Raw genomic sequence first — 25256 nt, forward strand, 5'->3', positions numbered from 1 at the left:
GGGTGGGCGTCAGGCCACCGGGGTCAACCAGCTGGCATCGATGGCCTGCTTGCCGCGCACCACATCGAAATAGAGCGACTGGATCTTCTCGGTGACCGGGCCACGGCGACCCTCGCCGATGATACGGCCGTCGAGTTCGCGGATCGGCAGCACCTCGGCGGCGGTGCCGGTGAAGAAGGCCTCGTCGGCGATGTAGATCTCGTCGCGGGTGATCAACTTCTCGCGCAGCTCGAAGCCAAGGTGTTCAGCCATGTGCAGCACGGTGTTGCGGGTGATGCCGTTGAGGCAGGAGGTCAGCATCGGCGTGTAGATGATACCGTTCTTGACCATGAAGAGGTTTTCGCCGGAGCCCTCGGCAGCATAGCCCTGGGGGTCGAGCAGCAGCGCCTCGTCGTAGCCGCCGCGCTGTGCCTCGGCCAGTGCCATCATCGAGTTGATGTACTGGCCGTTGGCCTTGGCACGGGTCATGGCGATATTGACATGGTGCCGAGTGAAGGAGGAGGTCTGCACCTTGATGCCGAGCTCACGGGCCTCGGGCGACATGTAGGAGGGCCATTCCCAGGCGGCCACGATCGCGTGGGTCTTGAGGTTGTCGGCGCGCAGGCCCATTCCTTCGCTGCCGAAAAACACCATGGGTCGCAGATAGGCCTCGTCGAGGCCGTTCTCGCGGACTGCGGCGCGGCAAGCCTCGTTGACCTGCTCCTTGGTGAAGGGCATGTGCATGCCGAGAATCTTGGCCGAATCGAACAGGCGGTCGGTATGCTCCTTGAGCCGGAAGATGGCCGCGCCCTGATCGGTCGCGTAGGCGCGCACACCCTCGAAGCAGCCCATGCCGTAGTGCAGGGTATGAGTCAGTACATGCACCTGGGCATCGCGCCAGGGAACCAGTTCGCCGTCGAACCAGATGAGACCGTCTCGGTCAGCCATCGACATAATCTACGTCCTTTCATCTTCTCAATCGTGAAAACGGGAGAACCGTGGGATCCAGCCCACGCTCAGTGATCTTCCGGTTCGAGCAGGCGTTGCCAGAGCTCGATGACGGCCTCGCGATGCGCCCGGAAGTCATCGTTGTGACCGCGCCCGGCTCCGCCGGTCAGGGCCGCCCGGTGGGCGGCGGTGCGACAGGCGAGATAGGCCTCGCGCAGGCGCTGGCAATCCCGGCTCGGCAGGCGCTCTGTCGCCTCGAGAGTCTCCAGAATACGAATATTGTCGCTGTACGCCAATAGCTCGGGGGTCTCGTGCCCCATGGAAAGCACCGCGAACTGACAGAGGAACTCGATGTCGACCATCCCGCCAGGGTCATGCTTGAGGTCGAAATCATCGCTCTCGCCCTTGCTCCCCAGGTGATCGCGCATCTTGTGGCGCATCTTGACCACTTCCTTGCGCAGCGCCGCGAGGTCCCTCTGGCGACCGAGGATCTCGCCACGAATCGCGTCGAAGCGCTCGGCGAGGCGTGGATGGCCGGCCACCACCCTGGCCCTCACCAGAGCCTGGTGTTCCCAGGTCCAGGCCTGTTCGCGCTGGTAGTCGGCGAAGGCCGGGAGCGTCGAGACCAGTAGCCCCGAGTTGCCCGAGGGTCGCAGACGCATGTCTACCTCATAGAGGGTACCCGCCGGCGTCACCGCGGTGAGCAGGTGGATGATGCGCTGGCCCAGCCGTGTGAAGAAGACCGCATTGTCGATGGGGCGCTTGCCGTCGGTGGTCCCCTGGCTGGCGCCGTCGTGGAGGAACACCAGGTCCAGGTCGGAACTGTAGCCCAGTTCGATGCCGCCCAACTTGCCGTAGCCGACCACCAGGAACTCGGCCTCACTGCCACAGCGCCCCTCCTCGCGGCGTTCCGGAAAACCATGCTTGCGGGTCAGGTGCTTCCAGGCCATGACCAGCACCTCTTCAAGGACCACTTCAGCGATGTAGGTGAGATAGTCGCTGACCTTCATCAGGTGACGGGTGCCGACGATGTCGGAGGCCGCCACGTGCAGCACCTGGGCATGCTTGAAGACCCGCAAGGCTTCGAGCTGGGCCTCTTCATCATCTTCGGGAAGCCGACCCAGGGCCTGACGTAGCTCATCGGCCAAGCGCTCCTTGTCGGCCGGGGTATAGAGGGTGTCCGGGTTCAGCAACTCGTCGAGCAGGATGGGATGGCGGGCGAGCTGGGCGGCGATCCAGGGGCTGGCACTGCACAGCTTCATCAGATGGCCCAGAGCATCCGGGTTCTCACGCAGCAGTGCCAGGTAGGCGGTGCGCCGCAACACCGCCTCGATCAGCGGCAGCACGCGTTCCAGAGCGATGTCAGGAGTCTCGCTGGCGACCACGGCATCGAGCAGCAGCGGCATCAGGGCCTCGAGTCGTTCGAAGCCGATACGCTGCATGGCCTGCACCTGGCGGGACTGGCGCAACACTCGCAGCCGGCGCAGAGCGTCATCCGGCGCCGCCAGGCCGGCCTCCTCCACGAGCTCCCGGGCCTCATCCTCCTCCAGTTCGCCGCGCCACAGCGCGCGCCACTCCTCCAGAGCGACAGCGCCGGAGGCCTGGTCGGCGACATCGTCCTCCTCGACCTCCTCCTCAGGCTCGGCGATCACCGCATCGAAGTGTCGACGCACCCGCTCACGTACCTCGTCGAGCCGTGCCATCACCGCCGGCCAGTCCTCCATCTCGAGTGCCAGGGCCACCCGCTCGCGGTCGGTGTCATCCTCGGGCAGGGTCTGGGTCTGGCGATCCTCCAGTGCCTGCAGCACATGTTCCAGATCGCGCAGGAAAACGTAGTCGGGCATCAGCTCTTCGACCACCTCCTGGGGCAGCAGGCCAAGCTCGGGCAGGCGCTCCAGCGCGGTCTTCAGCGAGGTGACCTGCAGTTCGGTGTCACGGCCACCGCGGATCAGCTGGAAGGCCTGAACCACGAACTCCACCTCGCGAATGCCCCCGGGACCCAGCTTGATGTTGCCCTGCATGCCCTTGCGCCGGACCTCGCGGTTGATCATCGACTTGAGCTCACGCAGCGACTCGATGGCACCGAAATCCAGGTACTTGCGATAGACGAAGGGGCGCAGACTCGACAGCAGCTCGGCACCCGCGTCCCGGTCGCCGGCGACGGGTCTGGCCTTGAGCATGGCGTAACGCTCCCATTCACGACCCTGGTCCTGGTAGTAGCCGGCCAGCGAAGAGAAGTTACCCACCAGGGGGCCGCCATCGCCCAGCGGACGCAGGCGCATGTCGACACGGAAGGCGAAGCCATCGGCGGTCACTGCGTCCAGGGCGGTGATCAGCTTCTGACCGATCTTGGTGAAATACTCCTGGTGCTCCAGGGAATTGCGCCCGCCCTCGGTCTCCCCCTGCTCGGGAAAGCCGAAGATCAGGTCGATATCGGAGGAGAGGTTCAGTTCGCCGGCACCGAGCTTGCCCATGCCCAGCACGACCAGCCGCTGCTCGCTGCCGTCGCGACGTAGGGCGGGGCGCCCCCAGCGCGGGGCAAAATGGGCCTCCAGCCACGCCAGGGGCCCCTCCAGACAGGTCTCGGCGAGCCGCGACACGGCGCCGCTGGTCTGCCACATGTCGATGCCCGGGGGACGGGTCAAGTCACGCCAGACGATGCCCAGCATCCGCGCGCGACGAAAGCGACGGATAGCGCCATGCAGGGTCTCTTCATCCTCGGCCGCCTCCAGCCGCTCGTCGAGCCAGTCGCGTAAGATCTCTTCTGAGGGCGTCGCATCCAGCTCGCCACTGGCATCCAGGTGCAACAGCCATTCCGGATAGCGCATCAGGGTCTCGGCGGCAAAGGTCGAGACGGCCAGCACCTTGGCCAGCTGACGGCGCCGCTCGTCCGAGAGCGCCAGCCAGTCCTCCAGGGGGGAGTCGTTGCCGTTCATGTCGGCCAGATTGTCGGCCTGCTCCAGCGAGCTCGCCAGCCGATCATGGGCGTGTGCCAGGGGAGCCTCCAGGGGCTCGGGAATGTCATCCAGCGGCAGGAAGTCATCGGGCAGGGCCATGGGCATCTCGTATCCGGTTCTCGAATGCCTCCAGCATAGCGAAGCCTGCCCCGCCCCATAACCCGGGCTAGGACAGGAATTTCTGCCAGACCAATAACCCCCAGGTCAGGCCGGCGAAGAACAGCGAGAGCATCACGGCCGCCGACCCGATGTCCTTGGCGCGTCCCGAGAGCTCGTGACGTTCGGTGCCGATGCGGTCCACCACATTCTCGATGGCACTGTTGAGCAGCTCCACGATCAACACCAGCAGGCAGCTGCCTGCCAGCAGGATCCACTCCACCGGCCCCTGGCCAACCCACCAGGCCAGTGGCAGCAGGACCACACAGACCCCGAGCTCCTGGCGGAAGGCCGCTTCGTTGCGAAAGGCCGCCCTGAGCCCCTTGAGGGAGTAGCGAGTGGAGTGCACCAGGTGCTGCCAGCCGGTGTGTCCTGGCTTCATGTCGTAAGGTCCATGGTATCAGTGGGCATCGATCATCGCCTCGAGGTCGGCGGCCAGCGGGTCGAGGACCTGCTGCCAGTTGAGCCAGGGAGTGTTGGAGGTACCGTTGACGAGCGCCGCGAACACACCCCACTGCCCGCTGCGGGTACGAAAGTAGCCACCCACGGAACGCACCGCCACCGGCTGGTTGAGGGTGCCGGTCTTGAGCATGACATGCTGCTGGAAAGTCGCCGAACCACGCCGCAGGAAACGCATCACGCCGTTGGCGGGCGACTGCAGGGACGCGACGAAGCTGGGAAAGAGCGCCGGACGGCGGTACATGCTCTCCAGCAGGGCGGTGATGCCTGCCGCCGAGGTGCGATTCTCCGGGGTCAGGCCGCTACCGCTGCGCAGTGTCACGGGGCCGTGTTCCGGAATGCCGGCCACGAAGGCCTCCAACGCCCCCCCGGCCTGGACAAGGCCGGCTTGAGGAAGCTCCACCAGATTCAGCGCCAGCTGGTCGGCCATGAAGTTGTTGGAGTGATTGAGAGTCCGCAGCAGCAGTTCCTGCAGGGGCTCGCTCTCCACGTAGGCCAGGGTTCGGGCCTCGGCCGGCGGCTGGGAGGCAGCCACGCCGATACCGTCACGCACGCCGATGCCGGCCTGTTCCAGCATCGCCTTCAGGGTGGCGGCACTCTGGCGCGCCGGGTCGGAACTGGCCCGATAGATGGAGCGCGGTCGGGCATTGGTGGAGATCTGCCCGCTCACCACCATGACATCCCCGCTGTCGCGCAGCACGCGCTCGGCATTGAGCCGGGTGCCGCTGTCGTCGGGCTTGGTCTCGACCCGGTTGTCGATCCCCACGATCGGCACCTGGCTGTCGCAGTTGGTGATGCGGGCGGGCTCGCCGGCCACGGCGGCAGGGGCCACGCTGACGCACCAGCTGCCGTGGTTCACCCCCGCCGAGGAGAGCAGTGCACTGTAGGCATTGGCCACCCGGGAGTGGGCCTGACAGCGGTCGGTGGTGATGCACTCCACCGGGCCATAGCGCCACTGGCTGACCATCAGGCGTCCCTCGACCCGGCGCACGCCGGCCTGGTGCAGCCGCTGCGTGAGCCGCCACAGGTCCTCGCTGGTCAGCATCGGGTCGCCTCCGCCGTCGAGCACCAGGTCGCCGTGAAGCGCCCCGTCCGCATCGGGCTCGGCCAGACTCACCAAGCGGGTGGTGAACCTGTACTGAGGTCCCCAACGTTCCAGCGCCGCCGCCGCCACGTAGATCTTGGACACCGAGGCCGGCGACAGCTGCCGCTCGGGCTCGATGGTGCCCAGTGTCTCGCCGCTACTCAGCAGACGCGCCTCGGCACCAATCAGGAAGCCCTTACCGGCCAGCTCGGCCAGGCGTGTGAAGCCGCTCGCCTGGGCAAACAGGGGCAACAGCATCAGCAGGACACAGAGCAGCGGACGGGGGTGCATGACACCTCCAGGAAGCATAAAAGGCACTCAGCTTAATGGGACGAAACGGAAGAGAACACCTGGATTACCACCACGCCACCAACGATCATGGCCAGGCCCAGCAGTGCCGGGAAATCCGGCTTCTCGCCATAGACCAGGATGCCGACCAGGGTCACCAGCACGATGCCGAGCCCCGCCCAGAAGGCATAGGCGATGCCCACCGGCATGCTTCGCAGCACCAGGGCGAGCAGATAGAAGGCCAGACCATAGCCGACCACCACCGTGACGCTTGGCCACAGCCGGGTGAAACCCATCGAGGCCTTCAGGGCACTGGTAGCGATCACTTCGGCGACGATGGCCAGGGCCAGGAACAGGTACACCATTACGTGTCCTCCCCTGCGACAGGCAGGCTGTCGCCGGGCACCATTCCGGGGTCGTGGGGGAGCTCTACCACCAGCCGCCAGAGCGCCTGACCGCTGGCATGGTACTTCTGTTCGAAGGGCGTCAGGCAGGCCTCATCCGGCACGAAGGGCTCCGCCGCGGCCGCCATGCCAGTGGCCTGGGTCACCGCCAGGGCGAACTCCTCTACATAGAGCCGCCAGTTGGAACGCAGCTCCAGCCGGCCGCCCAGCGCCAGGATCACCGGCAACACAGGATGACCCTGCCAGCGCATCTTCAGATGGGTGGCCTTGGGGTAGGGGTTGGGATAGAGCAGGTAGTGACGCACCGGCCGCCAGCCCTCGGCCAGAGCCAGGCGCCAGAAGTCCACCAGGTCGGCACGCACCAGCAAGGCATTGTCCGGCAGCGGGCCATGGTCGCGGGACAGGCGGTCGGCGCTGCGATCGACGCCGATCACTGCGGCGGCCGGGGCCTGTTCGGCCAGGCGGCGCGTCGAGAGCCCCACGCCGCAGCCCGCATCCAGGATCAACGGTGCCCCGCCACGATGCTCGAGCCAGTCCCGCGTCCGGGCAAAGGCCTCGCGGGTGTGCTCCGCGACCGGCTTGCGCAGGGGGTGCGCCAGAGCCCGCACCACGCGTCGGGCGAGGTCCTCGTGGGGGCCAGTCTGGCGGCTGACGATGGAACGCGAACAGGCAGTCATGACAGCGGGCTCAGCGGAAACGGAAAGGGCAATCATTCTACCAGCCTCACGCCCCCTGCGCAGGGGGCCGCATGACGTCGCCACGGGCCGGGTGCTATGATCCATGGCCAGACAGCCACTAAGCAATTCAGCCCCGATATCAACCGCACAACGAGGAACCCGGCTTGCCACACTTACCGGTGATCGTCGGCATGGGCGGCGTGAATCCCGCCGGCCGAACCTCGGGCCACCAGGCGTTTCGCCGTACCGTGCTCGACGCCCTGTCCGACGACGACCAGACCCGCACCCTGCTGGGCCTGGCGTCAATGATGCGCCTGGCCGACTGCCAGGAGGAGGGTGACTGGCATGACGCCGAGGGCCGGCCGCTGGACGCTGCCGCGATCGTCGAGCAGACCCGTCAACGAGTGCTCGACCACACCCTGATCCGGCGCATCGAGGATCCCCGCTTCAACGAGGAGGGCCTGCCGGCCAACCGCAAGGCGAGCCTCGCGCTGGACAAACCGCTGACCTTCCGCATCCGTCGCCGCCAGCTGCCCGACAACCTGCCCCCCACCTGGCAGGTCCGGGAGTTGGACCGCCAGAACGTCGAGGTCACTGTTCCCGCCGGCACCATGGAGGTGATGCTGCCCGAGACGCGCCCGGCCCAGGTGCGGACCGCCGGCCAGTTACCCACGGGATTCGAGCCCAACCGGCTCTATCGCAGCGTGCACCATCCCCGCGGGCTATCCATGACCGTCTTCGCCGCAAGCGATTGCCTGGGCGACAGCGGTCTCGAGTGGGACGGACTGCGCGACCGCCTGGACCCCGATGAGGTCGCCGTCTACGCCGGCAACTCCATTGGCCAGCTCGACGACGAGGGCTGGGGTGGGCTGCTCAAGAGCTTCGTCTCCGGCAAGCGCGCCACCTCCAAGCAGATGCCGCTGGGCTACGGTCAGATGCCCGCCGACTTCATCAATGCCTATGTACTGGGCAGCGTGGGCGGTACCGGGGCGGCCCTGGGCGCCTGCGCCAGCTTTCTCTACAACCTGCGCCTGGGCGTGGACGACATCCGTGCCGGCCGCCGCCGGGTGGTCCTGGTGGGCACTGCCGATGCCCCGGTCACGCCCGAGGTCATCGAGGGCTTCCGCACCATGGGAGCGCTGGCCGATGACGACGGTCTCAAGGCCCTGGATGCTCTTGAGCTGCTCACCGACGCCGACTACCAGCGGGCTTGCCGCCCCTTCGCCCGCAACTGTGGCTTCACCATGGGCGAATCCAGCCAGTTCATCATGCTGATGGACGACGCCCTGGCACTGGAGACCGGTGCCGAAATCCTCGGCAGCGTGCCGGGCGTGTTCGTCAATGCCGATGGCTGGAAGCGTTCGATCTCTGCCCCCGGGATCGGCAACTACATCTCCCTGGCCAAGGCGGTTGCGCTGGTGCGCGACATGCTCGGCGAGAAGGCACTACGCGAGCGCACCTTTCTCCACGCCCATGGCACCAGCACCCCCAAGAACCGCATCACCGAATCTCATGTCTTCGACCAGGTGGCTCGGGCCAACGACATCACGGCGTGGCCGGTGGTGGCGGTGAAGGCCTTCGTCGGTCACTCCCAGGGCAGTGCCGCCGGCGACCAGTTGACCAGCGCCCTGGGCAGCTTCGCCCACGGGCTGCTCCCGGGTATCTTCACCCTCGATGCGGTGGCCGACGACGTCCATGCCGAACGCTTGAGGCTGTTCCGCGATCCGCTGCCCTTCATGGCGGATGCCGCCTTCATCAACGCCAAGGGCTTCGGTGGCAACAACGCCACCGGCGTGGTGCTCTCCCCTGCGGTGACCGAGCGACTGTTGGTGCAGCGCCATGGCGAAACCGCCGTGGCCACCTGGCAGACACGCCGGGAGGCTACCCGGGAGGCTGCAGCGGCCTACCATCGAGCCGCCGACCGCGGCCACTTCGAAGCTCGCTATCGCTTCGGCGAAGGCGTGCTGGAAGGTCCCGAGCTCGATGTCGGCCGAGACGCGATCCGCATTCCCGGCTATGCCAGGGAGGTGTCGCTGGCCGTGGACAATCCCTTCGGACGACTCGACGAAGGAGAAACATGATGAACATCGCCGTCTATCCCGGCACCTTCGACCCCGTCACCAACGGCCACCTCGACCTGATCGAGCGTGCCGCCCGGCTTTTCGACAAGGTGGTGGTGGCCATCGCCACGAGCCCGGGCAAGGGGCCTACCCTGGATATCGACACCCGCATCGGCCTGACCCGCGAGGTAGTCGCAGGCCTCGACAATGTCGAAGTGATTGGCTTCTCGGGGCTGATGACCGAGTTCATGATCCAGCAGAAGGCACGCGTGCTACTGCGCGGACTGAGGGCGGTATCCGACTTCGAGTACGAGCTGCAGCTGGCCAACATGAACCGCGCCCAGATGCCGGAGCTGGAAACAGTCTTCCTGACCCCGGAGGTCGAGAACTCCTACATTTCCTCGACCCTGGTGCGCGAGATCGCCAAGCTCGGCGGCGATGTCTCCAAGCACGTGCATCCCAGGGTCGCCGAAACGCTCAAGAGCCATTACAATACCTGACCAGGAAACTCGGGATTAGTCTGCTCCCGGCACTACTTTCCGGCCAGCGATATCCGTGAGGTACCCCATGGCCCTGATGATCACCGACGAGTGCATCAACTGCGACGTCTGCGAACCCGAATGCCCCAACGGCGCCATCTCGCCGGGGGAAGAGATCTATGTCATCGACCCGGGCCTGTGCACCGAGTGCGTCGGCCACTACAACGAACCCCAGTGCCAGCAGGTCTGTCCGGTGGATTGCATTCCGCTGGACCCGGAGCGCAAGGAGAGCCGTGAAGAACTGATGGCAAAGTACCAGCTCATCACCGCCGCCTGACCGGTTCGACGCCGGCACGGCCAACGGCGCCCCGCTCAATGAGCGGGGCGCCGTTGTCTGATACCACGCCTGAACGGCGCGGACATCTGATCGAGGGAATGGCCGTCGCCAATAGCCGGCTTTTGCCCTACATCTCGTCAGCGCGACGGCTCACCGTGCACCCCAAGCAGCGGCGGAAAGCCGCTTCGGCAGGAGTCTTGATCAGGGTCTCCGCCGCCCCGTCCACGTTGCCCCCCAGGGCAGTGAACGGCAGCGACACCAGGAAGATCGCCGTGCCACCCACCGTAGCTGCCGCCAGTAGCGGGCGAGCGATCACGGCATCGGCAATCATCGCACCGCCGCTGGGCTGGGCTTCCATGCGTTCTCCCTGAGCCACCGCCGGAGAAGCCACCAGCAGCGCCACCAGCACCAGTGCGAAGAAGAATAAGCTGCGCTTGTCCATCGGTTTCACTCCCCTTGCTCCCTGCCATTTGTAATGCGGTTAGCGTAACTCGGGGCTCATCTTCGGCGAATCGAGTATGGCGCTAATCATCATGAAGCTCTAGAATCTTGAGATTACATCCTTTCACAGGATCTTACATCAGGGTAGCCGGCATTCGCCGCATGCCCAACTGCAGGCACTGCCTGTCCCAGCATGCAAAGGAGCGCATGATGAAACGCCTGATCGCCACCGCCGCCCTGGCCACCCTGGTCGCTTCCCCCGCCTTCGCCCAGAGCTACCAGTACAACCCCGCCGAGGGGCCCTATCTGGGTGCCGGTCTGGGGTATTCGCAGTTGGATAACGATACTCTCGATTTGCTGGGTGACCTTGGTGCCAGCACCGATGACAGCGATACGGCGTACAAGCTGTTTGCCGGCTATCAGTTCAATCCCAATTTCGCCGTCGAAGCAAGCTATCTGGACTTTGGAGATTACGAAGCAAATGGCATCGTCAATGGTGACCCGGCTGATGCCAATCTGAATGTGGAAGGTTTCGGCTTCGCACTGGTAGGCAAGCTTCCAATCCAGAATGGGTTCAGTGTCCACGGCAAGTTGGGCATGGTCGCTTGGGACGGCGAAATCAGTGCCAACTTCACCGATAACGCCAATGATCGCTGGAACATCTCCGCCAGTGAAGATGGCACCGATCCCTTCTACGGTATTGGCGCCGAGTATGAGATCAATCAGCTCATGATGCGCGCCGAGTACGAGCGCTACGACATCAGCGAAAGCGGGGAGGATTTCGAGATCGACCTCTTTTCCGCCAGCCTGGGCTACCGCTTCTAAAGTCTGACGCTCGCCCCTCGACGGCCCCGCCAATAGGCGGGGCCGTTGCGTTCCGGGGCGGAAGACGCCACCCTGCCCCGTTTCACCGCCAAGGGACCCGCCGTGACGTCGCCCACGAGCACCGCCGGCACGCGACAGCGCATCCTGGCGCTAGCCTGGCCGATCATCCTCTCCAATATCACCGTGCCGCTGCTCGGACTGGTGGATACTGCCGTGGTCGGCCACCTGCCCGACTCGCGCTATCTCGCCGGGGTGACCCTGGGCGCAACGCTGTTCAGCTTCCTCTATTGGGGCTTCGGCTTCCTGCGCATGGGCACCACCGGCCTCACCTCCCAGGCAGTGGGTCGCGAGGCGAACGGGGAAGTACGCAACCTGCTCGGCCAGTCGTTGCTGCTCGCCCTGGGGATCGGCTTGGGCTTGATCCTTGCCGGGAGCCCGCTGGTGACGCTGGGGCTGTGGCTGCTCGACGGCAGCGAGGCGGCCACGGCGCTGGCCGCGGAGTACGCCCGCATCCGCTTGCTCTCGGCCCCGGCGGTGCTGGCCAACTACGCCATCCTCGGCTGGTTCCTCGGCCAGCAGAATTCGCGGGTGACGCTGGCCATCCTGGTGCTGACCAACGGCGTCAACATCGTCCTCGACCTGCTGTTCGTGGTGGTGCTGGGGATGACCAGCGACGGCGTGGCCTGGGCCACGATGCTCGCCGACTACACGGCACTGCTTTTCGGCCTCTGGCTGGTGTCGCGCCAGCTCAGGTGGCTGTCGGGGCGCTTCCTGCGCGAACGGCTACTGCGCCTGGCCGCCTACGGCGAGCTCTTCCGAGTCAACGCCAACCTCTTCGTGCGCACTCTGGGCCTGCTGTTCGCCATGGCCTTCTTCACCTCCCGCGGCGCCGCCCAGGGCGATACCGTGCTGGCGGCCAATGCCGTACTTCTGCAGTTCATCATGCTGACCAGCTACGCGCTGGACGGCTTCGCCCATGCCGCCGAGGCGCTGGCCGGCCGCGCCGTGGGCCGCCGGCGCTTCGACAAGTTCGGCCAGATCGTCGCAAGCGCCGCCCGCTTCTCGCTGGTCACGGCGGGGCTTGCCGCGCTGGCCTTCGCCCTGGGAGGCGAGTGGCTGATCGCACTGCTCACCGGCCTGCCGGAGGTGCGGGCCGCCGCCGGGGACTACCTGCCGTGGATGGTTGTCATGCCACTGGTGGCAGTATGGAGCTACCTGTTCGACGGTGTCTTCATCGGCGCCACGGCGATCCGCGAGATGCGCAACAGCATCTATGCGGGGCTTGCCGTCTACCTGCCGCTCTGGTGGTTGACCACGCCCCTGGGCAACCATGGCCTGTGGCTGGCCTTCCTGGCCTTTGCCGTAGTGCGCTCGGGCGTGCTGGTGGCCTACTATCGGCACCATCGACGCACCCGCTGGCGCCACCCCGCCTCAGCCGACGACATTGACGACGTCTCCGGTGCCGGGTAGCGCAACCCTCTGAGGTTGCGCTATTTTCTGTCAGACACGTGACAATTCGACAACAGAAGAAGGGAACTCCATGCTCAAGGCGCTATCGAGACCGGCCGTCAAACTGGTCGAACGCTACCTGCCCGACCCCTACATCTTCGTCCTGCTGCTGACGATCATCGCCGCCGCCGCGGCCATCGCTGTGGAGCGCCAGACTCCGCTGGCTGTGATGCGTTTCTGGGGTGACGGCTTCTGGGGCCTGCTGACCTTCTCGATGCAGATGCTGCTGGTGCTGGTCACCGGCTACATGCTGGCCAGCTCCCCGCCCGTCAAGCGCCTGCTGCAGAAGCTCGCCGGGCTGGCGAAGAACGCCGGCAGCGCCATCATCCTGGTCACCCTGGTGTCGCTGGTCGCTAGCTGGATCAACTGGGGCTTCGGCCTGGTGGTGGGCGCCCTGTTCGCCAAGGAGCTGGCTCGCCTGGTGCGAGTCGACTACCGTCTGCTGGTAGCCAGCGCCTACTCCGGCTTCATCGTCTGGCACGGTGGCCTGGCCGGCTCGATCCCGCTGACCATCGCCACCGAGGGCCATTTCACCGTCGAGCAGATCGGCGTGATCGGCACCGGCAACACCATCTTCTCGCTGTTCAACCTGGCCATCGTGGCCTGCCTGTTCATCGCCGTGCCGCTGGTCAACCGTCTGATGCTCCCCGACGAGGATGAGAGCGTCTACATCGACCCCAAGCTGCTGGGTGAGGATGAGGAAACGCGTGTGCGCATTACCCGCCCCGCCGAACGCCTGGAAAACAGCACGACCCTGGCCTGGCTGGTGGGCATTCCGGGGGTGTTGTTCCTGCTCGACCACTTCATCTTCCGCGGCGGCGGCCTGAACCTCAACGTGGTCAACTTCCTGTTCCTGTCACTGGCCATCGTGCTGCACCGCACGCCGCGCAGCCTGCTCGAGAGCCTGCATGAGGCAATAAAGGGGGGTGCCGGTATCGTCATCCAGTTCCCCTTCTATGCCGGCATCATGGCGATCATGGTGCAGTCGGGCCTGGCCGAGAGCATGTCGGAGACGCTCATCTCCTTTGCCACCGAGACCACCCTGCCTTTCTGGTCCTTCATCAGCGCCGGCATCGTCAACATCTTCGTGCCCTCCGGTGGTGGCCAGTGGGCCGTGCAGGCCCCGGTAATGCTGCCCGCCGCCGAGGCTCTGGGTGTGGACATTCCCCGGGTGGCCATGGCCGTGGCCTGGGGTGACGCCTGGACCAACCTGCTGCAGCCCTTCTGGGCCCTGCCCGTGCTGGGTATCGCCGGCCTCAAGGCCAAGGACATCATGGGCTTCTGCCTGATCCAGCTGTTCATCACCGGCATCATCATTGCGGTGGGCCTGACCTGGTTCTGATCTCACCGCCCCACATCGCGGTATCGAACGCCTTGCCTCCCCTCGCGGGGGCAAGGCGTTATGCTGTAGGAAACCTCAAGGAGCATGACGATGGATGACCAACCGCTGAGCGGCCAACACGAACTATCGATGACCGTGCTGATGACCCCGGACATGGCCAACTTCAGTGGCAAGGTGCATGGCGGCGCCATCCTCAAGAAGCTCGACGAGGTGGCCTATGCCTGTGCCAGCCGCTATGCCGGCCATTACGTAGTGACGCTGTCCGTCGACCAGGTGCTGTTCAAGCAGCCGATCCATGTCGGCGAGCTGGTCACCTTCCTTGCCTGCGTCAACCATGTGGGCAGCTCTTCCATGGAGATCGGTGTCAAGGTCGTGGCCGAGGACATCCGCCAGAAGATGATACGCCACACGAATAGCTGCTACCTGACCATGGTGGCCGTGGACGGCAGTGGCAAGCCGGCGCGGGTGCCACCGCTGAAGCTGGAGACACGGATCCAGAAATTGCGTTTCGAGAAGGCGGCCCTGCGCAAGAAGCTGCGCAAGCAGGCCGAGGAAGAAGAGCGTCGCACCCAGGCCGAACACGGCGATCCCTGACAAGAGAAGGGCGTCAACCGCACTCCAGGGCGGTGATCCGGCCCCGCTCGTCCAGACGCACATTGAGGCGCTCGGCCCGGTAATCGAGGGTATAAGCCTCGCCGGGGCGCATCACGCGCAGTGCCTCTGCACCGCTCTCTTTACGCAGGGTTCCTCCCGACTCCGTATCGAAAGGCTTCCCTACCCAGCCCTGTACACGCCCCGCTCCGCAGGCGTCATCACCTTCACTGACGCGAGGAGGCTCAGGCGCCGGATCACGTGGAACCGTGGACTCGTTCGTGGCACTACAGGCAGTCATCAGCATCAGACCGACGGCCGTCAACCAGGGCTTGCAGAGGCGAAACATAGGACTCTTTCCAGGCTATTGAGGGGGACGTTTCATCGAACAGGTGCCAAAACGGGCACGCCGAAAGGCATGCCCGTGGGAGACTCAGCCGCTCAATTCAGCCTGATCGGCGGGAACTCAGCTGGCGGCGTCCTGAACGGCTTCACCGCCGCGCTCGACGTCTTCGCCGGCACCGCGAATGGTATTGCAGCCGCTAAGCAGGGAGAAAGTGAAAAGTGAGACGAGTATCAGCGATAGGGTGCGTTTCTTCATAGTGGCGTCCTCGTTGCCGTTCCCGATGTGAAACACAAGGGGTGTCCCATCCAATCTAGCAGATTCCAGGAGACAAGGTCCGGCGAAATTCCCCCGGTGAGCTTACCCCAGCAGCAGCCGCAGGATGATCGCCAGTATCACCGCAACGGTCAGCCACTTGACGATGAAGGCCCCGCGCGGGCTCATGTTGACTTTCACCGCCAGCCAGGCCCCCAGCATGCTGCCGGCTGCCAGCATCAGGCCATAGCCCCAGCGTACCTGGTCGTTGGCCAGAAAGATGGCGAGAGCAGGCAGGGTATAGATCAGCACGATCAGCACCTTGAAGACGTTCACCTGGGCCAGGTCGATCTTCAGCATGCGATAGAGCACGACAATGAAGAGGATGCCCACTCCGACCTGGATAAAACCGCCGTAGAGGCCGATGGCGAACATCGCCATATATACCGCCGGCGTGAGGCGCTCCGGGGTCAGCGGGCGGGTATCCAGGCGCGGCTGGGGCAGCAGCATCAGCACCGCCGAGCACGCCATCACCGTGATCAGTATCGCCTCGAAAAGCGCATCCCCGGTCTGCAGGGCCAACCAGGCGCCGAGCAGCGAACCCACTACCGCCGGCACCGAGAGCCGCAACGAGAGACCCACGTAGCGAGCACCGGCACGGAAGAAGCTGGTCACGGCAGAGATGCTCTGCAGGGCAATCGAGACCCGGTTGGTGCCATTGGCCGCCTGTGGCGGCAACCCCAGAAACATCAGCAGAGGCAGGGTCAGCATCGAGCCACCCGCAGAGAGCACGTTGATGAAGCCGGCCAGGGTCCCGATGGTCAGCAGAGCAAGCGCCTCGAGCAGTGTCATGGCAGCGTCCGTTGTTGGCGGGTCGGAGGTAAGCCGCCCAGCATACCGGGGCAGACCCGCGGGGGGAATCTGCCCCGATAACGGAGCAGTGTGCCATGATAGCGGACACGGGGACCGCCGAGCGAAAGGAGACCCGCAATGCAGGATTTCGTGCCCGATACCCGCCTGGTGGAGGACAGCTACCCGCTCACCGAGCTGCCATTGTGCCAGCTGCGACTGATGGACGACGCCCGCTTTCCCTGGCTGGTACTGATACCTCGACGCCTCGAGGCCAGCGAGGTGTTCGAGCTTGACGCTTCGGCCCAGCAGCAGCTGTGGCGAGAGGCCACCGCGGTCGGCAAGGCCATGCTCGACGCTCTGGGCGGCAACAAGCTCAACATTGCCAGCCTCGGCAATATCGTCGCCCAGTTGCATGTGCATGTCATCGTACGGCGTCACGAAGACGCCGCCTGGCCGGCGCCAGTCTGGGGCCATGGCCAGGCCGAACCCTACGACCTGGATGGCCTGGCCGAGATGCGCGCTCGCATCCTGGCCGAGGTCGAGGGGATGGACCTGACGCCGTCCGAGCGCTAACCGCCGAAGGGAGACACCCTGGTCGGCGCTGCCGTCGCGCTGCGCGGTGGCGGCTCGCCCAGCAGCGGCGAGCTGGCCGGCTGGCCGACGCCGGTCACGGTCAGCGACACCCCCAGGACCATGATGGCTAGCCCACCCGCCAGGGCGGTCCAGCCCAGCAGCCTGCCGATGCGGTGGTCCGTGACCCGGGCCGCCAGACGCTGCTCTGCCCAGCCTCGCGCGAATACGCTGGCCAGCGCCAGGGCCGAGACAGTGAGCGCCGTCCCCAGCGCCATCACCAGCACCGCCGCCACCCCGACCATGAAATGGTCCAGCAGGGTGGCCGCTCCCAGCAGCAGCACGCCTCCGCTACAGGGGCGGATGCCGATGGCCACCACCGTGATCAGGGCCGTGCGCCAGTCCCCCGCTTGCTGGGGATCCACATGGTGGTGCCCCCCGCAGCAAGCGGGGTCGGCGTCATGGACATGGGGACGATGAAGCCCTTCTCCCGCCGCGACCTCCGCTACAGCCGTACGATCTCGCAGCTGGCGGATGGCCCGCCAGCAGAGCCAGGCACCCAGCAGGGTCACCATGATGAAGCTCGCCAGTTCCACCCAGGCCACGCTCCCCATGGCCTGGCGCGTCAGCCAGCCCAGACCATGCACCAGTCCCACCACCAGGCCGATGGCCACCAGCGCCTGCAGCAGGGAGGCGGCGCAGGAGAGGGCCAGGGCCCGACGACGGGCACCGCCCTGGGAGAGCAGGTAGGTGGTCAGTACCGCCTTGCCATGACCGGGACCGGCAGCATGGAAGACGCCGTAGCCAAAGCTGATGCCGAGCAGCGTCGCCCAGGTGGCCGGCGAGGGAGTTCCGGAGAGCCCCGTGATGGCCAGAGTCAGCGCCCGGTGGAAGTCGCGCTGCCAGACCACCAATTGCAGACTGAGGTCCTGAAGGGCCTCTTGAACCATCCACTGCCAGGCCAGCAGAGCGAGCAACAGCCCACCGGCCAGCCACACCAGTCGCTTGAGGGCTAACGGCACGTCACCTCCCCGGTCTCAGCGAAGTGGCGGCCCAGGCCAGGCTCGGCCTCGTCATCGACGTCGAGCATCGCTGCCGCCATGACCCGCTCGGGATCGGGCTCGGCCGCCCGGATACGCGTCTGGCAATTGAGCTCGCCACCCACCACCAGGGCATCCGCGAGCGGCGTGTCGCCCGCCGCTTCGTGGACCACCTCGATATAGTAGGTGGGGTCGAACACCCGGTAGCGCAGCGTCTCTCCCGCCATTTCCAGCGGCTCAACCAGCGGCAGCAGGAAGACGAATTCGATCCGCCCGTCCCGCTCGAGCACGGTGTAGTCGTTGACCTCGCCAAGCCCGAGCCTGTCATCCTCGAGGGTCAGCTCGGTGAAATAACCCTGCGGCGACAGGGTCTCGCGCATATCGCTGCCCAGCTGGTCGAGGGCGGCATCGAGACCGCCGCCTCCCGCTTCCCGGCCGAGTTCCTCGAGCAGCACCAGGCTGTAGAAGGGATCCAGGCGCCAGGACTGCTGAAGGGCTTGCAGCCGCCCCTCGCCATCGAGCACAAGGCGCATGCGCAGGTCGATCCAGCCATGGGGGTGCGCCGCGGCCGCCAGCGGCAACAGCAGGCCTGCGGCGAGGCAGAGCGCACCGATCAGGCGAGGGGACACCACGTAAGGAATCATCGGCGGCCTTGTCGTCTTGTGGGGCCCATCAGGGTGACAGCCTCAGCCGCGACTGCAGGTCGGTCAGCAGGGGGGCAAGGACGCTGGGTGGCAGGGGCCGACCACCCCGGGTGGCGATGAAGCTAGCCTGGCTACCATCCCCCTGGCCGGCCACGCGCAGGGACACGACGTAACCCGGCATTCGGCCGAGCACCGCCTCCAGGCGCCCCAGGTCGCCGTCGGCATGGCGGATCACGTAGCCGCGTTCCATCAGCAGGTCCATGGCCTCGCGCAGGGTGGTCTCGGGTGTCGCCGCCAGGTGAATCTCGCGGGGCTCAGGCGGGGTCGGAGTGGCACAGCCGGTCAGCCAGGCGGCCAGCAGGATGACGAGGGGGGTTAGCCTCATGGGGCCTCCTGTGGCGGTACGGCCTCGATGGTGTCGCGCAGATCGCGGCAGAAGGCGGCATCGCTGGCACTGCGGGACTCGCGCAGCTCGCCTCGCCAATCGAAGATGCGTATATCCCGGGATACCTGCACCTGCTGCGCCCCCACTACCACCGAGAGACGCTCGATGCGGGTCGCCTCGTGGGTCGCTGGTCCAATGCCGCCACCGATCCCGATCATCACGCCGGAGGCCAGATGGCCGCCACTGCCGCCCAGCACGAAGCCGCCGAACCGGGGTAGATGATCGACGCCATGGTCGTGATAGACAGTGTTGCGGGCGCGTTCGGCACCGACCAGCCCCAGCGGCGCATCGGTGTGACGTACCAGGAAGCCCTCATGCTCCAGAGCCGTCACGACCCTGGCCAGGCTGTCACCGGGCCCTGCGGGCCAGCGGCACTCGGCGGCCGGAGCCGGTTCGGCCTCGGGCAGCGTCTCGGGGATGGTCTGGCAGCCGGCCAGCGCCAGCCCTATCCCCAGAAGGGGTAACAACCAGGGGCGCATGAGCAATCTCTCGTGAACGGATGTAAGCAGTCTACGCATCGCCCTGGCTCGAGGAAATACCGGGCTACAGCGGGACGAACGGAAGCACCAGGCGACAACGAGATCCCGCAACACCAGCCCCATGGAGATCCTGATCTGCCCGGAGAGTTTCAAGGTTGTCCGGACCGCAGGCCTTGAAGAAGGCGTACGACTCCCGCATGTCATGGACATCGGCTATGGTGGCCATGGCGAGAATTGACTTATCCACCGCCGGCGGACGCATTACCCTGACTGCATCGCGATCAAGGAGGCATTGCATGAGCGACACCAATACCATCGGCCTGCACGAGGCCAGCGCCAGCCAGCTGGCCGAGAAGCTCAACGAGCTGCTGGCCAACTACCAGATCTTCTACATGAACGTGCGCGGCTACCACTGGAACGTGAAGGGCCGCCAGTTCTTCCAGCTCCACGAGAAGTTCGAGGAGTTCTACACCGACCTGCTGACCAAGGTCGACGAGGTCGCCGAGCGCATCCTGACCCTGGGCCACCAGCCGGTTCACGCCTACAGCGACTACGTGAAGCTCGCCAGGATCCAGGAGGACAAGAACGTCCATGACGGCGAGGCCTGCGTGCGCGGTGTTCTAGAGGGCTATCAGACCCTGATCGAGCTGCAGCGCGAGTTGCTCTCCCTGGCCTCGGATGCCGACGACGAGGGCACCGCCGCCCAGGCCGGCGACTACATCCGCGAGCAGGAGAAGACCGTGTGGATGCTGGGCGCCTACCTCGGCTGATCACCGGCACCGCGGCACCCAAGCACGACGACGCCGCCCCTCGGGGCGGCGTCGTCGTTGCGGCGGCGAGCGTTCGGCCCGGGGCTCAGAAGGGCCCCGTCCCCTCGTCGTCCGGCTCGCCCTCCTCCCCGGCGGCCCGCACCAACTCCGTCGGCAAGGGTTTCTTCATGCGCACCCCCAGGCGCTGCAGCTCGGTGGCCTGGGCCACCAGGCTGCCCTGACCGCTGGAGAGCCGCGCCATGGCACGACGATGGCTGTCGCCCGCCCGCTCCAGGTGACGGCCGACCTCCTCGAGGCTCTCGACGAAGCCGGAGAACTTGGCCAGCAGTTTCTCGGCCCGGTCGCCGATCAGGCGCGCATTCTCGTTCTGTCGCTCCAGGCTCCACAGGCCGGCCACGGTGCGCAGGCTGGCCAGCAGGGTGGTCGGCGTGACCACCACTACCTGGCGGTCGAAGGCCTCCTGGAAGAGCGTGGGGTCGCGCTCGAAGGCGGCGGCAAACGCCGGTTCCACCGGCACGAAGAGGAACACGAAGTCCGGCGAGTTGAGTCCCGGCAGCGACGGGTAATCCTTGCCCGAGAGCCCGGCGACATGACCCCGCAGCGACTGCAGATGGGCCTTCATGGCCGCCTCGCGCTCGGCCTCGTCCTCGGCGTTGACCACGCGGGTCCAGGCCACCAGCGACACCTTGGCGTCGATGATCAGATGGCGGTCGTCGGGCAGGTAGATCACCGCGTCGGGACGCTGGCGCCCCTGGTCGCCCTGCAGCGAGACCTCGCGGCGGTACTCGATGTCGCGGCGCAGGCCGCTGCGCTCCAGCACGGTCTCGAGCATCAGCTCGCCCCAGTGGCCCTGCGCCTTCTGGTCGCCCTTGAGGGCCCGGGCGAGGCCCGCGGCCTCGTCGCCGAGGCGGGCATTGAGCCCGGCGAGCTGCTCGAGGTGGGCCTTGAGGGAGCCGCTGTCGCGGCTCTGCTGGCCATGCAACTCCTCGACCCGACGGCGGAACTGGTCGACCTGTTCGCGGAAGGGGCGCAGCGTCGCCTCGAGGCTGTCGCGACTCTGCACCGAGAAGGCCTGCTGACGCTCCTCGAAGATGCGCCCGGCAAGCTGTTGGAACTCCTCCTTGAGACGCTCTCGGGCTTCCTCCATCAGGGCCAGCTGCTCCCGTTGCCGCAGCGCCATCTGCTCGCGCTCGGTCTCCAGCCGGGCGGCATGCTCGCGTCGCTCGGCCAGCCGGTCGCGCGTATCGGCCAGCTCGGCTTCCAGGGTGGCCAGGCGCTCGCGGCTGCCATCCAGCTGCGCATCGCTCTGGGCCAGCTCCTGCTCCAGCCGTCGCACGGTGGCCTCGCCCTCGGCAAGCGCCTGCTCCCGGAAGAAGAGACGTGCCTCGGCGGCGACCAGACGCCGGCGCCACGAGAGACCCGCCCAGGCCATCACCACCAGCAGCCCGGCCAGACCCGTGGCCAGCCAGGCAGGTGCCGTCCCCTGCAGCAGTTCGTTCATCACGACCTCGAGTGTGAAGCGATCAAGGCGTCTCGCCCCGGGCCAGGTCCTCGACCAGGGCACGCAGCAGCTCCCAGAACTCCGTCACGGAGGCCAGTTCCACCCGCTCGTCGGGGGAGTGGGCGCCGCGGATCAACGGGCCGAAGGAGATCATGTCCAGCTGCGGATACTTGCCACCGAGGATGCCGCATTCGAGCCCGGCGTGGATCACCCTGGCCTCGGGGTCACTGCCCAGCCGCTCACGGTGCAGGCGACAGAAGCGCGCCAGCAGGGGGCTTTCCGGGTTCGGCGCCCAGCCCGGATAGGCGTTCTCGACCCGGGTGCGCGCCCCGATCAGCTCGAAAAGCGCCCGGAAACGGTCGGCGAGGTCCCGGGTGGCACTGTCGCGTAGCGAACGCACCAGGGCGCAGAGGTGGAAGCGCCCGCCCTCCAGGCTGACCACGCCCAGGTTGTTGGAGGTCTCCACCACTCCCGGGACCGCGACGCTCATGCGCTCGACGCCGCAGGGGGCCACGTGCAGGGCGCGGACCAGCAGTTGACTGGCCTGCTCCGTCAGCGCCTCGGCCGGCCGGATGTCCAGTGGCGACAGCGTCAGGGTGAGCCCTTCGTCGACCCCGGCCAGTTCGGCGCGCAGCTCCTCCTGCAGCACGGACACTCGCTCACTGGCCGACACCTGTTCGTCGTCGGGCAGCACCAGGGTGGCGAAGGCCTCGCGCGGCAAGGCATTACGCAGGGTGCCGCCACGGTAGTCGATCAGCCGCGCACCGCAGGGCTCGAGGGCACGCAGCACCCGCACCAGCAGCCGGTTGGCATTGCCGCGCCCCTTGTGGATATCGATACCGGAATGCCCCCCCGAGAGCCCGGTCAGCGACAGCTGCAGCACCACCTTGTCGTCGCCCAGCGGCGCGCTGGGCAGCTGCGCCTCGACGATGACGTCGGCGCCGCCGGCGCAGCCGATGTAGACCTGGCCACGATCCTCGGAGTCCAGGTTGAGCAGCAGGCTTCCCTCGAGCCACCCCTCGGCCAGGTTGAGGGCCCCGCCCATGGAGGACTCCTCTTCCAGGGTGAAGAGCGCCTCCAGCGGGCCATGCACCAGGGTCTCGTCCTCGAGGATCGCCAGCGCCGCCGCCACCCCCAGGCCGTTGTCCGCCCCCAGGGTGGTATCGCAGGCGCGCAGCCAGCCATCGTCGTCCACCCGGGTCTCGATGGCATCCCGGGTGAAGTCGTGGGGATGGTCGGCATTGGATTGGGCCACCATGTCCAGGTGGCCCTGCAGGATGATTCCCGGCGCCGACTCGAAGCCGGCGGAGGCGGGCTTGCGGATGCGCAGGTTACCGAAGGCGTCGCGGTCGTGGGCCAGCCCCAGGCCGTCGGCCCAGCGCTCGAGGATCGCCACCAGGGCGGCCTCGTGGCCGGAAGGACGCGGCGTATTGCACAGGGTGCGGAAGTGGCGCCACAGGAGGCGAGGGGAAAGTTGCTCGAGATGTTCGTTCATGGCGGTCCTGCTTCGCGATTGACCCGGGAACTCTACCGGCCGGCCTCGCCCGGGGAAAGCCCGCGTTCGGCGCCGAGACGACCTGCCACGACCTCGCGCAGCCAGGCCAGCACGCCTCGCTTTCCCGATACGCCAAGGCGCGCTGCCAGCCAGGCCGTCGCACGCCCCTGGAAGGCCCAGGCGGCCAGCAGGGCCAGCGTCTCGTCCTGGCAACCCGCCAGGCGTGTAGCATGGCATCTTACCAGGGCCTGGATCGCCGGACGGGCCAGGGCAGGCTCGCGATGGCCGAAGGCCACGTCGTCGAGGTCGCGGCGGTCCTCGTCGCCAAGCAGCGGGGCGGGCGACTCGGCGACCAGGGCCACCACCACCGCCGGCGCCAACTCGGCCAGTTCGAAGGCCAGCAACCCCGGCAACTGTCGGTGGAAGCGGGCCTGGAGGCGCTCGGCAAGTCGCTCCCCTCGCGGACTGGTGGGCCTTGCCACCATCAGGGCGTGCTCGCCGGTGGCCGCCTCCCGGGTCAGTCCCAGACGCACCGCCCGAAAGCCCGCCGCCTGCCAGAAGGCCTGCAGCCCCGCTTCAGCGCCGAAGCTCGCCCCCAGCAGGTCGATGCCGTCGCAACGGGCTCGAGCGACCTCGGCCTCGATCAGTTGGCGCCCCGTCCCGTAGCGGCGCTGCTCGACCGGCACGGCGATGCGCAGCACCCGCCGCAGATGGGCGGTCAGCGCCTCACGCTCGCCGGCATGGGCGGCCAGCGACTGGGCCAGCAGATGGCCTCGCGGGCGCCGCTCGCCCCGCGCCACCTGCTCGGCCAGGTCAGTCTCGAAGCCTCCCTCGTCACCGCTCACCACGACACCCCGCAGAGCCGGCCCGGCCTCCAGGGTGGAAAGCGCAACGCCCGGGCCATCCAGCAGGTGACGCAAGTCGGCAGGCGTGGTGCGGTAGTGTGCCTGCACCAGCAGGCCAAAGAGCGCGCGCAGCCGCGGCTCGTCGTGGGCCAAGGCATCGCGGTCCAGGCGTCTAAGGGTCGGCTCTCCCCCGGCGCCTGCACAGGCCGCGGGCTCGGCATCCAGCAGCAACAGGCGCGAGGTCAGCGCCTCCAGCGGATCGCCCAGGGCCCAGCGGATCGGCTCGGCCAGGTGGTACGCCCGCCAGTCGGGGGTCTGGCGCATGAGCCGTTCGCGGAAACGAAGTGCGAAGCCGCGTCCCGATCCCTCGTAACCATGGATCGTCGTGGCAAAGGCGATGCGTGGGAAGTCGGAGAGCCAGCGTCCAAGCAATGGCGCGGGAATCGCCGCCGCCTCGTCGACCAGCAGCAGCCGGCCGGGGCCACCGACCTCGCCCTGCTCGGCCAGCTGTCCCAGCGCGTCGGGAGGCAGGAAGGCGACCCGGCCGCGACCCGCCTCGAAGGCATTGCCGCGCCGCTGCCCCTCGGGGCAGAGCGCTGCCAGCCGCTCGAAGAGCCCGGCCACGGCCGAGGGGCGCGGTGCCGTGACCAGGATTTCCGTCTCCCCTGCCGCCAGCAGCCGCGCACAGGCGATGCCCAGGGCCGCCGTCTTGCCGCGACCGCGGTCGGCGGTCAGCACCAGCGGCCGACGGCGACGCAGCCGGGTAAGCCTTGCCACCGCCTCGGCCTGGTCAGGAGTAAGGCAGTCCGGGTCCTCGATGCTCGATGCCCTCCCTGACGGCGGTACCTCGAGCAGCGGCAGACCCTGCGGCACCTCACCCGCCGTCCAGCGGATCACGCGCTGGTCGGCCAACAGCAGACGGGCAAGCCGGGCCAGATAGCGAGCGCTGAGCTGCTCGGCCCGCCAGGGGTATTCGGCCAGACGGCGGTAGTCGGCATCGGGGTACGCGCCCCAGTCGGGCGGGGTCATCAGCACCAGCAGGCCACCGGCTCGCAACGTGCCGGACAGCGCACCGAAGGCCTCGGGATCGAAGCCGCTCTCGGCCGAGACGGCATCGAACACCACCAGGTCCTGTTCGCCCCCCAGGCGCGTGCGGGCCTTGGCCGCCGGCAACCAGCGCGATACCTCGATGCCTTCGCCAGGCTCGGCGGCGACCCACAGCGGCGACAACCAGGCACTCTCCTGCCAAAGGGCCAGGGCCTCCCGACGGCAGGCATCGGAGGTACCGCTCAACCAGACCAGGCTGCGCCAGCGATGCTGCCTCAGCCGGCGCCGGGTATCCTGCAGGAAAGCGAAACGGTCGCGGGTCATTAAAGGCTCCTTCGGAATTTCAACTTTGGTCTAAGTCCGTGCGACCTTTCAACGCTGGCAGGCGTTAAGGCAGTGCAACATAGCTGTCATACGATCGTTTTATCCTATTG

General features: G+C 66.9%; 26 protein-coding genes. 9 read left to right on the top strand and 17 right to left on the bottom strand.

Features of this window, described 5'->3' with window-relative positions:
- Window positions 1–9: 9 nt before the first annotated feature.
- The 6 genes from HALO32_RS04210 to trmB all read right to left on the bottom strand — a co-directional run bounded on the left by HALO32_RS04210 (window position 10) and on the right by trmB (window position 6952).
- Complete coding sequence (locus tag HALO32_RS04210; RefSeq protein ID WP_151442540.1) at window positions 10–933, bottom strand: branched-chain amino acid transaminase; 924 nt, start codon at window positions 931–933, stop codon at window positions 10–12.
- Between the two features lie 62 nt (window positions 934–995).
- Window positions 996–3983, bottom strand: a complete 2988-nt coding sequence (gene glnE / locus HALO32_RS04215; protein ID WP_151442541.1) for a bifunctional [glutamate--ammonia ligase]-adenylyl-L-tyrosine phosphorylase/[glutamate--ammonia-ligase] adenylyltransferase — start codon at window positions 3981–3983, stop codon at window positions 996–998.
- Window positions 3984–4050: 67 nt separating this feature from the next.
- Window positions 4051–4422 (bottom strand): diacylglycerol kinase, encoded by a 372-nt coding sequence (locus tag HALO32_RS04220; RefSeq protein WP_151442542.1) that lies wholly within the window; start codon window positions 4420–4422, stop codon window positions 4051–4053.
- Window positions 4423–4440: 18 nt separating this feature from the next.
- On the bottom strand, window positions 4441–5874 hold the full coding sequence (gene dacB / locus HALO32_RS04225) for a D-alanyl-D-alanine carboxypeptidase/D-alanyl-D-alanine endopeptidase (protein WP_151442543.1): 1434 nt from the start codon (window positions 5872–5874) through the stop codon (window positions 4441–4443).
- Window positions 5875–5906: 32 nt separating this feature from the next.
- A complete protein-coding gene (locus tag HALO32_RS04230) occupies window positions 5907–6236 on the bottom strand; it encodes a DMT family transporter (protein WP_151442544.1) in 330 nt (109 codons plus the stop codon).
- Window positions 6236–6952 carry a tRNA (guanine(46)-N(7))-methyltransferase TrmB gene (trmB, locus tag HALO32_RS04235; RefSeq protein WP_151442545.1) on the bottom strand — a complete coding sequence of 239 codons (717 nt, stop codon included), beginning with the start codon at window positions 6950–6952 and terminating at the stop codon, window positions 6236–6238. Before trmB ends, HALO32_RS04230 begins: the two co-directional genes overlap by 1 nt.
- A gap of 191 nt (window positions 6953–7143) precedes the next feature.
- On the opposite strand from trmB, the gene HALO32_RS04240 reads away from it, so the two are divergent.
- The 3 genes from HALO32_RS04240 to HALO32_RS04250 all read left to right on the top strand — a co-directional run bounded on the left by HALO32_RS04240 (window position 7144) and on the right by HALO32_RS04250 (window position 9828).
- The gene (locus HALO32_RS04240; protein ID WP_151442590.1) at window positions 7144–9033 is read left to right on the top strand and encodes a beta-ketoacyl synthase; all 1890 of its coding nucleotides are present in this window, start codon (window positions 7144–7146) and stop codon (window positions 9031–9033) included.
- The gene (gene coaD, locus HALO32_RS04245) at window positions 9033–9512 is read left to right on the top strand and encodes a pantetheine-phosphate adenylyltransferase (RefSeq protein WP_151442589.1); all 480 of its coding nucleotides are present in this window, start codon (window positions 9033–9035) and stop codon (window positions 9510–9512) included. The genes HALO32_RS04240 and coaD overlap by 1 nt, the downstream gene beginning before the upstream one ends.
- 67 nt (window positions 9513–9579) lie before the next feature.
- A complete protein-coding gene (locus HALO32_RS04250) occupies window positions 9580–9828 on the top strand; it encodes a YfhL family 4Fe-4S dicluster ferredoxin (RefSeq protein ID WP_151442546.1) in 249 nt (82 codons plus the stop codon).
- 127 nt (window positions 9829–9955) lie between these two features.
- Here the strand turns inward: HALO32_RS04250 and HALO32_RS04255 are convergent, their stop codons facing one another.
- Window positions 9956–10270: a hypothetical protein gene (locus HALO32_RS04255; RefSeq protein WP_151442547.1), complete on the bottom strand. Its 315-nt coding sequence runs from the start codon at window positions 10268–10270 to the stop codon at window positions 9956–9958.
- Window positions 10271–10479: 209 nt separating this feature from the next.
- On the opposite strand from HALO32_RS04255, the gene HALO32_RS04260 reads away from it, so the two are divergent.
- The 4 genes from HALO32_RS04260 (at window position 10480) to HALO32_RS04275 (ending at window position 14539) form a co-directional block, all read left to right on the top strand.
- On the top strand, window positions 10480–11094 hold the full coding sequence (locus tag HALO32_RS04260) for a porin family protein (RefSeq protein WP_192576429.1): 615 nt from the start codon (window positions 10480–10482) through the stop codon (window positions 11092–11094).
- A 102-nt stretch (window positions 11095–11196) separates the two neighbouring features.
- Window positions 11197–12564, top strand: coding sequence for an MATE family efflux transporter (locus HALO32_RS04265; protein ID WP_151442549.1), 1368 nt, complete (start codon window positions 11197–11199; stop codon window positions 12562–12564).
- Between the two features lie 70 nt (window positions 12565–12634).
- Window positions 12635–13945 carry a short-chain fatty acid transporter gene (locus HALO32_RS04270; RefSeq protein WP_151442550.1) on the top strand — a complete coding sequence of 437 codons (1311 nt, stop codon included), beginning with the start codon at window positions 12635–12637 and terminating at the stop codon, window positions 13943–13945.
- 84 nt (window positions 13946–14029) lie between these two features.
- Entirely contained in the window at window positions 14030–14539 is a 510-nt protein-coding gene (locus HALO32_RS04275) for an acyl-CoA thioesterase (protein WP_151442551.1), read from the top strand.
- A 13-nt stretch (window positions 14540–14552) separates the two neighbouring features.
- On the opposite strand, the gene HALO32_RS04280 is transcribed toward HALO32_RS04275, so the two are convergent.
- From HALO32_RS04280 to HALO32_RS04290, 3 genes are all read right to left on the bottom strand, one after another.
- On the bottom strand, window positions 14553–14885 hold the full coding sequence (locus HALO32_RS04280; RefSeq protein WP_225809737.1) for an I78 family peptidase inhibitor: 333 nt from the start codon (window positions 14883–14885) through the stop codon (window positions 14553–14555).
- Between the two features lie 117 nt (window positions 14886–15002).
- Window positions 15003–15137 (bottom strand): entericidin A/B family lipoprotein, encoded by a 135-nt coding sequence (locus HALO32_RS04285; RefSeq protein ID WP_151442552.1) that lies wholly within the window; start codon window positions 15135–15137, stop codon window positions 15003–15005.
- Window positions 15138–15239: 102 nt separating this feature from the next.
- On the bottom strand, window positions 15240–15986 hold the full coding sequence (locus HALO32_RS04290; RefSeq protein WP_151442553.1) for a sulfite exporter TauE/SafE family protein: 747 nt from the start codon (window positions 15984–15986) through the stop codon (window positions 15240–15242).
- 138 nt (window positions 15987–16124) lie between these two features.
- On the opposite strand from HALO32_RS04290, the gene HALO32_RS04295 reads away from it, so the two are divergent.
- Window positions 16125–16559, top strand: a complete 435-nt coding sequence (locus HALO32_RS04295) for an HIT domain-containing protein (protein WP_151442554.1) — start codon at window positions 16125–16127, stop codon at window positions 16557–16559.
- Here the strand turns inward: HALO32_RS04295 and HALO32_RS04300 are convergent.
- From HALO32_RS04300 to HALO32_RS04315, 4 genes are read right to left on the bottom strand one after another with little or no spacing between them, the layout of a single operon-like run.
- The gene (locus HALO32_RS04300; RefSeq protein WP_225809740.1) at window positions 16556–17578 is read right to left on the bottom strand and encodes a nickel/cobalt transporter; all 1023 of its coding nucleotides are present in this window, start codon (window positions 17576–17578) and stop codon (window positions 16556–16558) included. The genes HALO32_RS04295 and HALO32_RS04300 overlap by 4 nt on opposite strands.
- Window positions 17569–18240, bottom strand: coding sequence for a DUF1007 family protein (locus HALO32_RS04305; RefSeq protein WP_151442555.1), 672 nt, complete (start codon window positions 18238–18240; stop codon window positions 17569–17571). Before HALO32_RS04305 ends, HALO32_RS04300 begins: the two co-directional genes overlap by 10 nt.
- A 28-nt stretch (window positions 18241–18268) precedes the next feature.
- Window positions 18269–18625, bottom strand: coding sequence for an outer membrane protein assembly factor BamD (locus HALO32_RS04310; RefSeq protein WP_151442556.1), 357 nt, complete (start codon window positions 18623–18625; stop codon window positions 18269–18271).
- The gene (locus HALO32_RS04315) at window positions 18622–19164 is read right to left on the bottom strand and encodes a hypothetical protein (protein ID WP_151442557.1); all 543 of its coding nucleotides are present in this window, start codon (window positions 19162–19164) and stop codon (window positions 18622–18624) included. The genes HALO32_RS04310 and HALO32_RS04315 overlap by 4 nt, the downstream gene beginning before the upstream one ends.
- 296 nt (window positions 19165–19460) lie before the next feature.
- Here HALO32_RS04315 and HALO32_RS04320 point away from each other — a divergent pair, with 296 nt between their 5' ends.
- The gene (locus HALO32_RS04320; protein ID WP_151442558.1) at window positions 19461–19934 is read left to right on the top strand and encodes a Dps family protein; all 474 of its coding nucleotides are present in this window, start codon (window positions 19461–19463) and stop codon (window positions 19932–19934) included.
- A gap of 85 nt (window positions 19935–20019) precedes the next feature.
- On the opposite strand, the gene rmuC is transcribed toward HALO32_RS04320, so the two are convergent.
- Genes rmuC through HALO32_RS04335 form a run of 3 tightly spaced genes read right to left on the bottom strand, consistent with a single transcriptional unit; the run spans window position 20020 to window position 25146 of the window.
- Window positions 20020–21435, bottom strand: a complete 1416-nt coding sequence (rmuC, locus tag HALO32_RS04325; RefSeq protein ID WP_151442559.1) for a DNA recombination protein RmuC — start codon at window positions 21433–21435, stop codon at window positions 20020–20022.
- 22 nt (window positions 21436–21457) lie between these two features.
- A complete protein-coding gene (locus HALO32_RS04330; protein ID WP_151442560.1) occupies window positions 21458–22930 on the bottom strand; it encodes an aminoacyl-histidine dipeptidase in 1473 nt (490 codons plus the stop codon).
- Between the two features lie 32 nt (window positions 22931–22962).
- Window positions 22963–25146, bottom strand: coding sequence for a tRNA(Met) cytidine acetyltransferase TmcA (locus tag HALO32_RS04335; protein ID WP_151442561.1), 2184 nt, complete (start codon window positions 25144–25146; stop codon window positions 22963–22965).
- Window positions 25147–25256: the final 110 nt, after the last annotated feature.

The organism is Halomonas lysinitropha, assembly GCF_902500215.1.
Lineage (GTDB): Bacteria > Pseudomonadota > Gammaproteobacteria > Pseudomonadales > Halomonadaceae > Halomonas > Halomonas lysinitropha.